The sequence below is a fragment of the Bacillus sp. EB106-08-02-XG196 genome (assembly GCF_013396335.1).
Classification (GTDB): Bacteria; Bacillota; Bacilli; order Bacillales; family Cytobacillaceae; genus Neobacillus.
In genome coordinates, this window is the sequence record NZ_JABWSY010000006.1 from 246,045 (window position 1) to 259,281 (window position 13,237).

The 13,237-nt window shown below is 38.0% G+C and carries 15 protein-coding genes; 12 read left to right on the top strand and 3 right to left on the bottom strand.

The window, feature by feature from the left end:
* Positions 1-28: 28 nt before the first annotated feature.
* The 5 genes from mtnW (at position 29) to MLOOGBEN_RS11695 (ending at position 3,592) form a co-directional block, all read left to right on the top strand.
* On the top strand, positions 29-1,231 hold the full coding sequence (gene mtnW / locus MLOOGBEN_RS11675; RefSeq protein WP_179158422.1) for a 2,3-diketo-5-methylthiopentyl-1-phosphate enolase: 1,203 nt from the start codon (positions 29-31) through the stop codon (positions 1,229-1,231).
* A complete protein-coding gene (locus tag MLOOGBEN_RS11680; protein WP_306430737.1) occupies positions 1,232-1,906 on the top strand; it encodes a 2-hydroxy-3-keto-5-methylthiopentenyl-1-phosphate phosphatase in 675 nt (224 codons plus the stop codon).
* The gene (locus MLOOGBEN_RS11685; protein WP_179158423.1) at positions 1,900-2,529 is read left to right on the top strand and encodes a methylthioribulose 1-phosphate dehydratase; all 630 of its coding nucleotides are present in this window, start codon (positions 1,900-1,902) and stop codon (positions 2,527-2,529) included. The genes MLOOGBEN_RS11680 and MLOOGBEN_RS11685 overlap by 7 nt, the downstream gene beginning before the upstream one ends.
* 26 nt (positions 2,530-2,555) lie before the next feature.
* Positions 2,556-3,089: a 1,2-dihydroxy-3-keto-5-methylthiopentene dioxygenase gene (locus tag MLOOGBEN_RS11690; RefSeq protein WP_179158424.1), complete on the top strand. Its 534-nt coding sequence runs from the start codon at positions 2,556-2,558 to the stop codon at positions 3,087-3,089.
* A gap of 266 nt (positions 3,090-3,355) precedes the next feature.
* Complete coding sequence (locus MLOOGBEN_RS11695) at positions 3,356-3,592, top strand: aspartyl-phosphate phosphatase Spo0E family protein (protein WP_256989054.1); 237 nt, start codon at positions 3,356-3,358, stop codon at positions 3,590-3,592.
* Between the two features lie 21 nt (positions 3,593-3,613).
* On the opposite strand, the gene MLOOGBEN_RS11700 is transcribed toward MLOOGBEN_RS11695, so the two are convergent.
* Positions 3,614-4,345, bottom strand: a complete 732-nt coding sequence (locus tag MLOOGBEN_RS11700) for a ZIP family metal transporter (protein WP_179158425.1) — start codon at positions 4,343-4,345, stop codon at positions 3,614-3,616.
* Between the two features lie 344 nt (positions 4,346-4,689).
* Here MLOOGBEN_RS11700 and MLOOGBEN_RS11705 point away from each other — a divergent pair, with 344 nt between their 5' ends.
* From MLOOGBEN_RS11705 to MLOOGBEN_RS11720, 4 genes are read left to right on the top strand one after another with little or no spacing between them, the layout of a single operon-like run.
* The gene (locus MLOOGBEN_RS11705; RefSeq protein ID WP_179158498.1) at positions 4,690-5,517 is read left to right on the top strand and encodes an electron transfer flavoprotein subunit beta/FixA family protein; all 828 of its coding nucleotides are present in this window, start codon (positions 4,690-4,692) and stop codon (positions 5,515-5,517) included.
* A 32-nt stretch (positions 5,518-5,549) separates the two neighbouring features.
* On the top strand, positions 5,550-6,590 hold the full coding sequence (locus tag MLOOGBEN_RS11710) for an electron transfer flavoprotein subunit alpha/FixB family protein (RefSeq protein WP_179158426.1): 1,041 nt from the start codon (positions 5,550-5,552) through the stop codon (positions 6,588-6,590).
* A complete protein-coding gene (locus MLOOGBEN_RS11715) occupies positions 6,574-7,869 on the top strand; it encodes an FAD-dependent oxidoreductase (protein ID WP_133369543.1) in 1,296 nt (431 codons plus the stop codon). Before MLOOGBEN_RS11710 ends, MLOOGBEN_RS11715 begins: the two co-directional genes overlap by 17 nt.
* Positions 7,869-8,153: a ferredoxin family protein gene (locus MLOOGBEN_RS11720; protein WP_075685099.1), complete on the top strand. Its 285-nt coding sequence runs from the start codon at positions 7,869-7,871 to the stop codon at positions 8,151-8,153. Before MLOOGBEN_RS11715 ends, MLOOGBEN_RS11720 begins: the two co-directional genes overlap by 1 nt.
* Positions 8,154-8,286: 133 nt before the next feature.
* Here the strand turns inward: MLOOGBEN_RS11720 and MLOOGBEN_RS11725 are convergent, their stop codons facing one another.
* Positions 8,287-8,634: a hypothetical protein gene (locus MLOOGBEN_RS11725; protein ID WP_179158427.1), complete on the bottom strand. Its 348-nt coding sequence runs from the start codon at positions 8,632-8,634 to the stop codon at positions 8,287-8,289.
* Between the two features lie 196 nt (positions 8,635-8,830).
* Here MLOOGBEN_RS11725 and MLOOGBEN_RS11730 point away from each other — a divergent pair, with 196 nt between their 5' ends.
* On the top strand, positions 8,831-9,358 hold the full coding sequence (locus MLOOGBEN_RS11730; protein ID WP_483296389.1) for a hemerythrin domain-containing protein: 528 nt from the start codon (positions 8,831-8,833) through the stop codon (positions 9,356-9,358).
* A 24-nt stretch (positions 9,359-9,382) separates the two neighbouring features.
* Here MLOOGBEN_RS11730 and MLOOGBEN_RS11735 read toward each other — a convergent pair whose 3' ends face one another.
* Positions 9,383-10,621, bottom strand: a complete 1,239-nt coding sequence (locus tag MLOOGBEN_RS11735; RefSeq protein WP_179158428.1) for an MFS transporter — start codon at positions 10,619-10,621, stop codon at positions 9,383-9,385.
* A gap of 354 nt (positions 10,622-10,975) precedes the next feature.
* Between MLOOGBEN_RS11735 and MLOOGBEN_RS11740 the strand changes: the two genes are divergently transcribed.
* Together MLOOGBEN_RS11740 and MLOOGBEN_RS11745 are read left to right on the top strand one after the other, a co-directional pair.
* On the top strand, positions 10,976-11,416 hold the full coding sequence (locus MLOOGBEN_RS11740) for a MarR family winged helix-turn-helix transcriptional regulator (protein ID WP_179158429.1): 441 nt from the start codon (positions 10,976-10,978) through the stop codon (positions 11,414-11,416).
* 96 nt (positions 11,417-11,512) lie between these two features.
* Positions 11,513-13,207, top strand: coding sequence for a M3 family oligoendopeptidase (locus MLOOGBEN_RS11745; protein ID WP_179158430.1), 1,695 nt, complete (start codon positions 11,513-11,515; stop codon positions 13,205-13,207).
* The last annotated feature ends 30 nt before the right edge of the window (positions 13,208-13,237 follow it).

Consider the following 13,237-nt stretch of genomic DNA (forward strand, 5'->3'; position numbering starts at 1 on the left):
ATGTTTTTCGAAGAAAGGAAGATTAAAATTGTCTGAAATAATTGCCACATATCTAGTACACGGTGAAAAAAATCTTGAAAAAAAAGCAGAGGAAATAGCTTTAGGTTTGACTGTCGGTTCATGGACGAACTTGCCAGAACTAGAACAGAGTCAATTACGTAAGCACAAAGGCAGGGTTGTGTCGACTGAAGGTTTAACAGAGGAACAGTCACTCATACATATTGCCTATCCAGCCATCAATTTTTCAGATGATATTCCTGCGATTCTGACCACTGTTTTTGGAAAACTTTCATTAGATGGAAAAATAAAATTACTTGACTTACAGTTTAAGGATGAACTAAAAAATAAATTTCCTGGTCCTAGATTTGGTATTGGAGGATTAAGAGAAAAGCTCGGTATTTATAATCGTCCGTTATTAATGAGCATCTTTAAAGGGGTACTTGGTAAGGACTTGAATTTCCTAACTGAACAGCTAAAGCAACAAGCTCTAGGCGGTGTTGATTTTGTTAAGGATGATGAAATTCTCTTTGAAAATGAATTAACCCCTTTTGAAAAAAGAATAGTGGCAGGCAATAAAATATTACAGGAAGTCTATGAACAAACAGGACATCGTACTTTGTACGCAGTAAACCTAACAGGCCGAACATCCCAGCTAAAGGACAAAGCGAGGAAAGCGATGGAGCTTGGAGCGGACCTGTTATTATTTAATGTGTTTGCTTATGGATTGGATGTATTACAGGAGCTGCGTGAAGACGACCAAATTGCTTTACCATTAATGGCTCATCCTGCTGTAAGTGGTGCATTAACATCCTCTGCGTTTTATGGTTTTTCACATTCTTTGTTATTAGGTAAACTGCTCCGGCTTGCTGGTGCGGACTTGTCATTATTTCCATCACCATATGGAACTGTGGCATTGGAGAAATCATCAGCTATATCAATCGCAGAAGAATTAACAAAAAAAGATACAATAAAAAATTCATTTCCTGTCCCTTCTGCAGGAATACATCCAGGGTTGGTACCACTCCTGATTCGGGATTTCGGTATAGACTCAGTGATCAACGCTGGAGGCGGAGTTCACGGTCATCCTAATGGTGCGCGTGGCGGCGGTCTAGCATTCCGACAAGCTATTGAAGTGAATCTTCAAGGAAAGACATTAGTGGAAGGGGCAGAAATGTATCCTGAGCTAAAGACTGCACTGCAGTTATGGGGAAATGCTGAGGTGTCAGTATAAATGATGAGGCCAGTCATTTACTGTGATTTTGATGGAACGATTACTGAAAGTGATAATATCATCGCAATCATGAAAAAATTTGCACCTGCTAATTGGATTGAAATTAAAGACCAAATTTTATCGCAGAAAATTTCAATTAGTGAGGGTGTAGGGAAATTATTCTCGGAATTACCAAGTAACCAAAGAGATGAAATTACAAAATTTGCGATCGAAAATGCTAAGATTCGTGATGGATTTTCTGAATTTGTTGAATTTGCTAGAACCGAAGATATACCCCTTTATGTTGTCAGTGGTGGAATTGATTTCTTTGTATATCCCATTCTTGAAAAGTTCGGCCCTTTTGAAGGGATTTATTGTAACCACAGTGACTTTTCAGGGGAAAACATAAAAATACTTTGGCCATATACTTGTGATTCTTACTGTCAAAACGAATGCGGCTGCTGCAAACCTAGTATTATTCGGAAGATAAACCAGGATGAAGAATGCTTTACGATCGTAATTGGTGACTCGGTCACCGATCTTGAGGCAGCTAAACATGCTGATTTTGTGTTGGCTAGAGATCTCCTAGAGGAAAAATGTTCTGAATGGGGTTTAAATTATAAAGGATTTACTACTTTTCATGACTGTATAGAAGAAATTAAAAATCGAATTGAGGTGCAGAGGACATCATGTTAAAGGAAAAATGGCTGGAGTTAGCTGACATAAAAGATGAACTGGCTGAGCGGGATTGGTTTATGGGAACTAGCGGCAACCTTGCTATTAAGGTTAGTGATGATCCTCTACAGTTTCTGGTAACTGCAAGTGGTAAGGATAAACGCAAACGAACAGAAGAGGACTTTTTGCTGGTTAATGAATTTGGGCATGCAGTTGAAGAAACACACTTGAGACCATCTGCAGAAACGCTGCTTCACGTCGAAATATACCGAAGAACGAATGCAGGCTGTAGTCTCCATGTACACACTATTGATAATAACGTGATTTCTGAGCTATATGGGAACCAGGGGGAGGTAACATTTAAGGGTCAGGAACTGATTAAGGCTTTTAATATGTGGGAAGAGGACGCAGTGTTGAAGATTCCAATCATCAAAAACTATGCTCATATTCCTACCCTCGCAGATGCATTTTCGGAGCATATTAATGAAGATTCAGGCGCTGTATTAATTCGTAATCACGGAATAACTGTTTGGGGAAGAAATGCTTTCGAGGCAAAAAAATTTCTAGAAGCTTCTGAGTTCTTATTTAAATATCAATTACGTCTATTAGAACATAAGCAATTCCAATTAAATAAAGTAGTTTAAATTTCTTAGGAGAGGATGGATTTATAATGGCATACATTACATTTCAAAGTAGAGAAGAACAAATTCTTAATAAAGAAGAAGTAGCGAGTTTTTTAGCATCACAAGAGGTTATTTATGAATATTGGGATATTACAAAACTTCCTCAATCACTAGTGGAGAAGTATCTTTTGAGTGATGAAGAGAAAGAAGAAATCCTAAAGGTATTTTCAGTAGAAATTTCAGATATTTCAGCACGCCGAGGATATAAAGCTCAAGATGTTATTTCATTATCTGATAATACTCCAAATCTTGATACACTGCTAACAAACTTCAAAAATGAACATCACCATACAGACGATGAAGTTCGTTTTATTGTGAGCGGCCACGGAGTTTTTGTTATTCAAGGCAAGGACGGAGAATTTTTCGAAGTTCATCTAAATCCAGGAGACTTAATTTCTGTACCTGAAAATACAAGACATTATTTTACATTAGAAGAAGATCGTAAAGTAGTAGCGCTTCGAATTTTTGTTACAACAGAGGGCTGGGTACCAATTTACGAGAAAGAAGAAATTCATCAATAATATATTTAAACTGGCTGATAGACAGCCAGTTTTTTTAGTGGAGTTTTAGTAAATATATTTACTAAAACTCCACTAAAAGGGTATGAAAATTGTCGTAAAAGCAGAAAAATAGACATGAATTTTGTCGAAAAATAGGGTAAAATGCTTGTTTTGTCTACTTTTGCGAAAGTGTTTACTTTTGCCTTAAATCTTGTCATAATTCATCAAGTAACCAATTTTTTTAGCGGTTTAGTGCAAAAGAGTAGGAGTAGGTGGAGAAATTGTATATGTCAGGTAATAGCCCTTCTGAGATGCTTAATGCAATAAAAATTAAGCGTGCAATGATGATAAATTGTGCGAATACAAAAGGTTTTACAAGTGAAGAAACAATTAAATACAGCCAGGAGCTTGATATCTTAATAAATGAGTATCAAAAAGCTTCCCAGCATTTCTCAAGACCAAATGAAGAAATAAAGCTGGCTTTTAATCAAATGATTATGATTTGGCCGAAGGTATGTGTTTAAGGAAATCACCTGAATAAAGTCTTAGAAGATATCAATGATGAGAACCATCACTAAAAGACCGGTAATAAAAGCATACGTAGAGACCCTCTCATTGCCATCACCATGGCTTTCTGGGATTAACTCTTTATAAATAATAAACAACATCGCACCGGCCGCAAATGAAAGACCATATGGGACAAGCCCTTGAACAAATGAGGTTAAATAAAATCCCATGAAGGATGTAACAATCTCAATTGCACCTGTTAGGGTTGAAAGCAAGAAGGCCTTAAATTTGCTGATTTTTTGATTAACTAAAAAGAGAGCAACAAGAAGGCCTTCTGGCGCATTCTGAAAACCAATTGCCAGCGCGATCAAATTCCCCGTATCCTCTGTTTGTGAAGCATAGCTGACACCGACTGACAAGCCTTCAGGAATATTATGCAGAGTAATGGCTGCAATGATCAACAATGCCTTTTCATCAAATTGAATTCCATATTGATTATGTTCCAAGTCTATATGAGGAATCCTTTTTTCCAGAGTTGTTAATGCCAAAACCCCCAAGAATACTCCCATTGCAAGTGAGACAAAACCACCCAATTTTAATGCCTCAGGGATTAGCCCAATTGTTGAGGCAGCCATCATAATTCCAGCACTAAATGCTAATAACATATCCATCCACCGGTGTGTGACTGATTGATTAATAAAAAGAATGATTAGTGCTCCTACACCTGTTGATAAAGCAGAAAGTACGCTTCCTACAAACACTTCCACCATTCTCTAGCCTCAACTTTCATCTGTATGAATAGTGTAAATTAAATTATCTACATGATTAGACAGAAACTGTGATTTTTATCATTGTTTATTTTTGAATATTTCTTATAGTTAAATTAACACTATTTTTTAAAAAAACTCACTCACATCACGATATCCATCAAATCTTATACTTCTAGAATTTACCTCAATCCTATAATTTATCAATTTTGAAAAAAAGAAATCTATCATTGTTTGGTAATATGCTTGTGTTACGAGTCATATATCGTAATATGGCATTTTTTATAACCAAGGAAGGCAAACGCTTTCAAACAAACATAGCCAATATGGGGGAGGGAATGTCCTACATGCACATTGTCGTATGTGTCAAACAAGTACCAGATACAAAAATCATAAAGATTAATCCTAAAACAAACACACTCGACCGCCGCAGCGCACCAGCCATTTTAAATCCTTACGATGCTCATGCTGTACAAGAAGCAGTAAGCATAAGGGATAAGAATGGAGGTACAATCTCAGTTTTGTCGATGGGGCCACCGCAGGCAACAGCTGTTATTAAAAAAAGTATTGAGATTGGTGCAGATCGCGGATATTTGATTACCGATCGTGCCTTTGCAGGTGCTGATACACTTGCGACGAGTTATGCCCTATCTAAAGCATTAGAAAAAATCAATAAGGAACTCCCAGTCGATATGGTCATTTGCGGTAAGCACGCAATCGATGGAGATACAGGCCAAGTTGGACCAGGTATTGCTAGAAGGTTGGATATTCCGCCTATAACGAATGTAATTGAAGTCTCAGAAGTCAATTTAAAAGAAAAAACAGTCTTAATCAAAAGGAAATTATCGAGCGGCTATGAACTAATACAGGCTGAATTACCTTGTTTGTTAACGGTTGAAAAAGAAATTAATCACATCGAATATTCACCAATGCCAAATATGATACAAGCAGCTAGATATGAACCAGTAATCTGGACTGTAAATGATTTTGAAAATGTTGATCGTTCCCAGCTTGGCCTTAAAGGCTCGCCAACAATTGTTGGAAAAATGTTTACACCTCCACGTCCTGAAGGCGGGAAAAAAATCGAAGGTTCTGCGGATGAGCAAGTTAAACAACTCGTGGATATCTTGATGGAGAAAAAAGAGGTATTAACATTACAGGCATCTAAACAATAAAGATTATTTTTTTTGACGTGGGAGGGGTTTACATGAATTTTGATGAATACCGTGGTGTCTGGATTTTCATTGAGCAAAATGACGGAAAAATTGAGGGAGTTTCTTTAGAGCTCCTTGGAGCAGGACGAAAGCTTGCTGACAAATTACAAGTTCCACTGGCAGGTTTTTTACTAGGAAGTGAAGTTAAACCATTAGCAAAGCAAGTGATTGCTTACGGTGCAGATGAAGTTTACATGGTAGACCATCCTGTGTTAAAGCAATATCGGACAGAATCGTATATGCAGGGGGTTATGCTGCTAGTAGAAAAATATAAGCCGGAAATTATTTTATACGGAGCAACACCCAATGGTAAAGATTTAGCAAGTGCTGTGGCGACAGATTTAGTCACCGGTTTGACAGCTGATACAACTATGCTCGATGTGGATGTAGATAGCCGTTTGCTAGAAGCGAGCCGTCCAGCATTTGGCGGTAATATCATGGCAACGATTCTCTGTAAAAAGCATCGCCCGCAAATGGCAACCGTTAGACCGAAAGTAATGAAGGCACTTGAGCCAGATTCAGGCAAAGCAGGGAAGATTATCGAAGAAAGCATAGATCTCAAAGAAGAAAATATGCGGACAAAAGTGCTGCAAATTGTGAATGACGTAACAAAAAAGGCGAATTTGGCTGATGCACATGTGATTGTCTGCGGAGGAAAAGGGATGGGAGACGTGCAGAATTTCCAGATCCTCTATGAACTTGCAGATACAATTGGTGCAACAGTTGGAGGTACACGTGATGTGGTTGAAGCAGGCTGGCTGCCTCACGAGCTTCAAATTGGTCAGACAGGTGAGACGGTAACGCCTAAAATTTATTTCGCGATTGCCTTGTCAGGAGCAATCCAGCATGTGGTCGGTATGAAAAACTCTGATTTAATCATCGCCATTAACAAGGATCCAAATGCTCCAATTTTTGATGTGGCAACATATGGAATAGTAGGAGATGCATTGGAAATTGTACCTAAACTTATCGAGCAATTTAAACAGCTACGGAATGAAAAGGGCGGTGAAATGAGCTATGCCAGAAAAATTTGATGTTATTGTCGTAGGGGCAGGTCCTGCTGGGACTTCATGTGCACTTGTTTGCGCCCAAAAAGGCTTAAACGTATTGCTTATTGAAAGAGGAGAATATCCTGGAAGCAAAAACGTAATGGGCGGTGTACTATATCGGAAGCAAATGGAAGAGTTGATTCCAGAGTTTTGGAAAGAAGCCCCACTTGAGAGACCAGTTATTGAGCAGCGTTTTTGGATGATGGATAAGGAATCTGTCGTTCAATTTGGATACAAAGGTCTTGAATGGGGTGTTGAACCATATAATAACTTTACGGTATTACGAGCGCAATTTGACCAATGGTTTGCGAAAAAAGCCGTTGAAGCAGGTGCTCTATTAATCAATGAAACCGTTGTAACGGAGTGTATTGTTGAGAACGGAAAGGTAATTGGCATTCGCACTGACCGTCCAAATGGCGAAGTTTATGCAGATGTTGTTGTCCTTGCGGATGGAGTAAACTCCCTGCTCTCCAAGCAGTTGGGCTTCCATAAAGAATTCCGTCCCGATGAAGTGGCCTTAACGGTAATGGAAGTAATCAATTTACCAAAAGAAAAAATTAATGATCGTTTTAACTTAGAAGATAATCAAGGTTGTACAATTGAGATTTTTGGTGATTCAACAAAAGGAAATCTTGGGACAGCGTTCCTATACACGAATAAGGACAGTTTGAATATCGGGGTAGGTACAACCCTATCCAGTATGATAAAAGCAAAATTGAAGCCTTATGACCTATTAGACTACTTAAAAACACACCCAATGGTAAAACCAATGCTCGCAGGTGGAGAGTCCGCAGAGTATCTAGCACATCTGATTCCTGAAGGTGGATATCGTTCGGTACCAAAAGTAGCTGGTAATGGTGTAGTGGTTGTAGGAGACGCTGCACAGCTTGTTAATGCAATTCATCGTGAAGGTTCGAACATGGCGATGCACTCCGGCTTATTGGCTGCTGAAACTGTAATTGAGGCGAAGTACCGCGGAGATTTCTCGGAATCTAGCTTAAATCTCTACCGTCAAAAGCTTTATGATAGCTTCATCATCAAAGATTTAGAGAAATATAAAGATGCAACACATACATTTGAGAATAACCCGCAATATTTTAAAGAGTATGTTCCGATGATGAATAAAGCGATGAGCAAATTCTTCACTGTAGATGGAACACCGAAACGGGATAAACAAAAGGAAATTATGAAGAGTGTAACATCAGAAAGAGGAACGATTAAGGTAATTCAAGATATTTATCGAGCTTGGAAGGCGGTGAAATAATGTCAACTAAGAATATCGAAGAAAAACAGTACCTTCTTCGTTTTAAAGCTGATACGAAGTCACATTTAACCGTAATGGACGATGATATTTGTGCCACAAAATGCCCAGATAAAATTTGTACCATTTTCTGTCCAGCTGAAGTATACAAGTGGGAAGGTTTAAGGATGCAGGTTGGTTATGAGGGCTGTCACGAATGCGGCAGCTGCCGTATAGGCTGCCCGTACCAAAATATCAAATGGGAATATCCAAAGGGTGGACATGGAATTGTGTTCCGTCTAGCATAATATTAAAGGTGTTGCTTGCGGTTGTGAGCAGCACCTATTTTTATTCATATGTAATTTGATTTCACTATTTGTGGGTTTATTCACAAGTGAGGGTAAAAAGAAGGTGAAGCAGAAGGGGATATTTTTTTGAGGTTTAACTTATTTTTTCTTGTAGGTTTAAGGTGGAAAGCTGATCTAGTTTACTTGTTGCAGCCAATGAGCAGGCAAGCTCATGTGCACGATCCATAGAATTCATAATTGGAGAACAATAGAAAGGTTTCTTCCAATTAAAATCACCATCATAATTAGAGTGATAGATACTTACCTTCCAATGGAAGTATATCTTTGCCTGTGGGAGCTGCACTCCTTCAACAGCAATGAGCCAATGTGTAGAAGGTGAATCAATGTCATAAGATTCGTATTCCTTTATTGCCAGTAGGTCATTGAAACCGATTGGTATCAACGCCTTTTGATAAAAGTCATGATAATTAGGGGTTTTCATGTTTTTGCCCTCCCTTTTTAGTTCTAACTATATTATATGCTAGTTTATGAGATTTTTTGATGGTAAATGTTAAAATTTTTTGAAAATTAAAAGCGCCTTCATATCATTTTCCTTAATTTGTATAGATGTGACCGGTGTCACAACATTTTAAATGACTTACTTTTATACTAAAAACAAGTTAATGAATAAGAGGTGTATGCAGATGAGTGGTTGTATGAGCAGTTTTGGAGGAATGGCTCCTGTCGAACTAAGTAAAGGACTAAATCAATTAAAGTCAGAGCATCCTCCGTTATTAGCACAATTAGAGGGATTATTCAAATTAACCAAGGAAATCGAAGAGGATTCTACTAGTGATAATACCTTTGCAGAATTGATCATGAAGGTTAATGAATTTAAGGCAGCACTCGATCCACATTCAGAACGTGAAGAAGGAGTTCTATTTCCAATGATGGGTGTATATATAGGCACAACCTCTGGACCGATTGCTGTTATGGAATATGAACATGATCAAGCGAAGGCAAAAATTCACGAATTTCTAGAAAAAGCTGATAGCACCCAAACAGTGGAGGAAAAGAAAAACTTAGCTGAATTAGTTAAGAATGCTTACTACATTTTAACGGAGCACTTTGCTAAAGAAGAAAATGTCCTCTTCCCTATGGCAGAGCGTATGCTATCAGATGATGAAAAAGAAGAGCTTTACCAAAAAATTCAAGAAATAAAATAAGGATGGGGCCAATCCATCCTTTTTCTAATTCTCATGATTCCATGTTTGGACCATTTGATCACTTGGAAGAAGGAAGGCCAATAATCCAAGCAATGGCAGAAAACCAATCGAAGAAACCATGGCAGACATACTAAATAAATCTGCTATAAATCCAAGTCCTACGGAACCGATAGCCCCCATACCAAAGGCGAGTCCGACGGTTAGTCCAGACATTGTCCCGATTTTCCCAGGTACAAGCTCTTGTGCAAACACCACCGTAACTGAAAAATTGGTCATTAAAATAAATCCTGTAAGCGTAAGAAAGATAAATGCAATAAAAGATGGTACAAAAGGAATAAGAATAGAAAATGGTATAGTCAGTAACATGGAAATAGATATTAATTTTTTCTTCCCGAATCGGTCAGCCAGCGGGCCGCCAAAAAAAGTACCAAAGGCGCCAGCAATTAAAAACGCAAATAGGAAAAGCTGTGATTCCTTAATCGTCAGGGAGTATTTTTCTATAGCAAAAAAAGCGTAAAAATTAGTCATTCCCGATATATACCATGACCTTGCAAATATCAGTAATAGAATTAAAAATAGTGATTGTTTAACCTTTTTTGAAAGACCAGTTTTATTAGTTGACATTGAATTTTTCTTTTTTATTAACGGCAGGTTTTCAACTAATCTCTGTTTATACCAATTAGCGATGTAGATTAATAACAATACTGCCAATGCAGCAACAAGCGAAAACCATGAAGCACCTTGCTGTCCGAGTGGGACAAGGATGAGTGCTGTGATTAGTGGAGCTAATGCCTGCCCCGTATTACCGCCTACTTGATAAATGGATTGTGCCAGTCCTCTTCTCTTCCCTGCGGCCATATAGGCTACCCTTGATCCTTCAGGATGGAAAACAGCTGACCCAAGTCCAATAAAAATGACTGAAAGAACGATCATACCGAAGGAAGGGGCAAACGCCATTCCAAGAACACCACCCAATGTTAAGGTAAGTCCTATTGGTAGTACGAAGGGCATTGGTCTTTTATCTGTGACGAATCCAACTACTGGCTGTAGCACAGACGAAACCATATTTAAGGAAAAGGCAATAATTCCAAGCTGAGTAAAGGATAACCCCATTGATTTTTCTAGAATTGGAAACATAGCTGGGACAACAGCTTGTATGGCATCATTAAGTAAATGACAAAGCCCGATGATAAAAAGAATATTAAACATTGTTGCGTCTGATGTTTTTGGTGCTTTTGCTGTAACTGCTGCTGGTTGACTCATATTTCACCTCGTTTATATTATATCAATCTTTTAATAACCTTATCTTACATAAAATCTGTAAAAATGAGAAACGGATTGTTTCAAAGTTCAGAATAATTAAATATAATTAAATGGACAGTACCGATTGTAAGAATAGGTTAAATTGACATCAACTCAAAATTTTCTTATAATAATCTTGAAGTCGAGATAATAAGAAAAGCGAAAGCGCCTTGCCCAGGGGCGACAGGCATAAGACGAGCCGGCTGGAAGGTTGTCTTTTTACCTTCTTGACGGATTGGCTTATGACCCCGAGCCCCTAGGCGCTGTAGCTAGACAATAAGAAAAGCGGAAGCTTAATAAAAAGGATGAGTTTTTATGGAAAATGATTCAGTATCTAAATCGTTGAAGCTATTTATTGTTCTCTCAAGAGCATATAAGGCGATTAATGAACATGTTAATAAAGTGATTCAAGCAAGTGGCTTGAACCCGACTGAATTTGCCGTATTAGAGCTTTTATATCACAAAGGTGATCAGCCAATGCAGCAGATTGGCGGGAAAATTTTACTTGCAAGCGGCAGTATCACCTATGTTGTTGATAAATTGGAACAAAAAGGACTGTTAATTAGGATAGCTTGTCCAAATGACCGACGTGTTACATTTGCACAAATTACAGATAAAGGGAAAGACTTTATTCAAGAGGTTTTCCCAGAACATGCGCAGCAGATCCATTCACTAATGTCTAGTTTGACAGATTCTGAAAAACAGGATGCGATTGAATTGTTGAAAAAACTTGGATTGCCAGCAGGGAAATTTTAATACGGCTCATGCCGTATTTTTTTCTTTTTAAAGGAATATTAATGGATAGTGTTGAATTGAATATAGTTGAAATTTATAGCTAAAGGGGATGTTTCAATGAGATTTGAAGAGTATACATATACCCGTCCCAACCTAGAAAGTATTACAGGGCGATTCGAGGGTGCAATAGAAAAATTTAAAAATGCAAATTCAGTAGAAGAGCAAAGCTTGGCGATGAACGAAGTAAATGAAATTAGAAATGATATTGGCACAATGTTCAATCTCTGCTATATTCGCCATTCCGTTGACACTAACGATGAATTTTATAAAGCAGAGCAAGATTATATGGATGAAATGCAGCCAGAAATTGAGGGACTGGTTACTAAATATTATCAGGCGCTTGTTCTGTCCAAGTTTCGCACCGAATTAGAAGCTAAATGGGGCAAACAATTATTTGCCTTAGCTGAAGGACAATTAAAGACCTTTAAACCGGAGATAGTTCCTTTATTACAAAAAGAAAATCGACTTTCAACACAGTATACAAAACTGATTGCATCAGCAAAAATTATTTTTGAAGGGGAAGAACGCACCCTTGCGCAATTAGAGCCTTTTACTGAATCAACTGATAGGGAAATGAGAAAGCGTGCAAATGAAGCGAAATTTGGATTTTTAGCTGAGCATGAGGCAGATTTCGACCGAATTTATGATGATCTTGTTAAAGTAAGAACGGAAATTGCCCATGCGTTGGGGTATGAAAATTTTGTTGAGCTTGGCTACTACCGAATGATGAGAACAGACTACAATTCTGAGATGGTGGCGAATTTCCGTCAGCAGGTGAAGGATTTTATTGTTCCAATTGCGACCTCTTTAAAAGCACGGCAACAGGAACGAATTGGGGTGGATAAATTAAAATATTATGATGAAGGCTTCAAATATCAAACAGGCAATGCAGTACCAAAGGGCAGTCCTGAATGGATTATTGAAAACGGACAAAAAATGTATGAAGATCTTTCAAAGGAAACAGGAGAGTTCTTCCAATTTATGCAGGATAACAACCTAATGGACCTTGTGGCAAAGAAGGGTAAAGCTGGTGGAGGTTATTGTACATTCATTGAAAACTACAAAGCTCCGTTTATCTTTTCAAATTTTAATGGGACTTCTGGGGATATTGATGTGCTTACACATGAAGCAGGGCATGCCTTCCAGGTTTATTCAAGCAGGAATTTTGAAATCCCTGAATATTATTGGCCAACTTACGAGGCTTGTGAAATTCATTCGATGAGTATGGAATTTTTTACTTGGCCATGGATGGATTTATTCTTTAAGGAAGATACCGATAAATATAAATTTTCACATTTAAGTGATGCTTTATTATTCTTGCCGTATGGTGTTTCTGTTGACGAATTCCAACACTGGGTATATGAAAATTGGGAAGCGTCACCGCAGGAACGAAAGCAGCAATGGCGCGAAATTGAAAAGAAATATTTACCTCATAAAGAGTATGACGGGAATACGTATTTAGAGAATGGTGGTTTCTGGCAGCGGCAAGGACATATTTTCAACTCACCTTTCTATTATATTGATTATACCTTAGCACAAATCTGTGCCTTCCAATTTTGGAAACGTTCGAGAGAAAACCAAAAAGAGGCTTGGATTGATTATGTAAATCTTTGCAAGCTTGGTGGCAGTATGTCATTTACAAGACTTGTGAAAGAAGCTAATCTAATCTCACCTTTTGAGGATGGCTGTGTACAATCTGTTGTTGGCGAAATCGAGGTTTGGTTAAATTCTGTTGAGGACCAAAAGTTATAGTCATAAATGAAAAGCGAAGCCACAAAGGCT

Bases quoted from the DNA above. Each gene is read 5' to 3' on its own strand.
- MLOOGBEN_RS11680 (WP_306430737.1), top strand. From the start codon at position 1,232: ATGATGAGGCCAGTCATTTACTGTGATTTTGATGGAACGATTACTGAA.
- MLOOGBEN_RS11685 (WP_179158423.1), top strand. From the start codon at position 1,900: ATGTTAAAGGAAAAATGGCTGGAGTTAGCTGACATAAAAGATGAACTG.
- MLOOGBEN_RS11690 (WP_179158424.1), top strand. From the start codon at position 2,556: ATGGCATACATTACATTTCAAAGTAGAGAAGAACAAATTCTTAATAAA.
- MLOOGBEN_RS11695 (WP_256989054.1), top strand. From the start codon at position 3,356: ATGTCAGGTAATAGCCCTTCTGAGATGCTTAATGCAATAAAAATTAAG.
- MLOOGBEN_RS11700 (WP_179158425.1), bottom strand. From the start codon at position 4,345: ATGGTGGAAGTGTTTGTAGGAAGCGTACTTTCTGCTTTATCAACAGGT.
- MLOOGBEN_RS11705 (WP_179158498.1), top strand. From the start codon at position 4,690: ATGCACATTGTCGTATGTGTCAAACAAGTACCAGATACAAAAATCATA.
- MLOOGBEN_RS11710 (WP_179158426.1), top strand. From the start codon at position 5,550: ATGAATTTTGATGAATACCGTGGTGTCTGGATTTTCATTGAGCAAAAT.
- MLOOGBEN_RS11715 (WP_133369543.1), top strand. From the start codon at position 6,574: ATGCCAGAAAAATTTGATGTTATTGTCGTAGGGGCAGGTCCTGCTGGG.
- MLOOGBEN_RS11720 (WP_075685099.1), top strand. From the start codon at position 7,869: ATGTCAACTAAGAATATCGAAGAAAAACAGTACCTTCTTCGTTTTAAA.
- MLOOGBEN_RS11725 (WP_179158427.1), bottom strand. From the start codon at position 8,634: ATGAAAACCCCTAATTATCATGACTTTTATCAAAAGGCGTTGATACCA.
- MLOOGBEN_RS11730 (WP_483296389.1), top strand. From the start codon at position 8,831: ATGCAGATGAGTGGTTGTATGAGCAGTTTTGGAGGAATGGCTCCTGTC.
- MLOOGBEN_RS11735 (WP_179158428.1), bottom strand. From the start codon at position 10,621: ATGAGTCAACCAGCAGCAGTTACAGCAAAAGCACCAAAAACATCAGAC.
- MLOOGBEN_RS11740 (WP_179158429.1), top strand. From the start codon at position 10,976: ATGGAAAATGATTCAGTATCTAAATCGTTGAAGCTATTTATTGTTCTC.
- MLOOGBEN_RS11745 (WP_179158430.1), top strand. From the start codon at position 11,513: ATGAGATTTGAAGAGTATACATATACCCGTCCCAACCTAGAAAGTATT.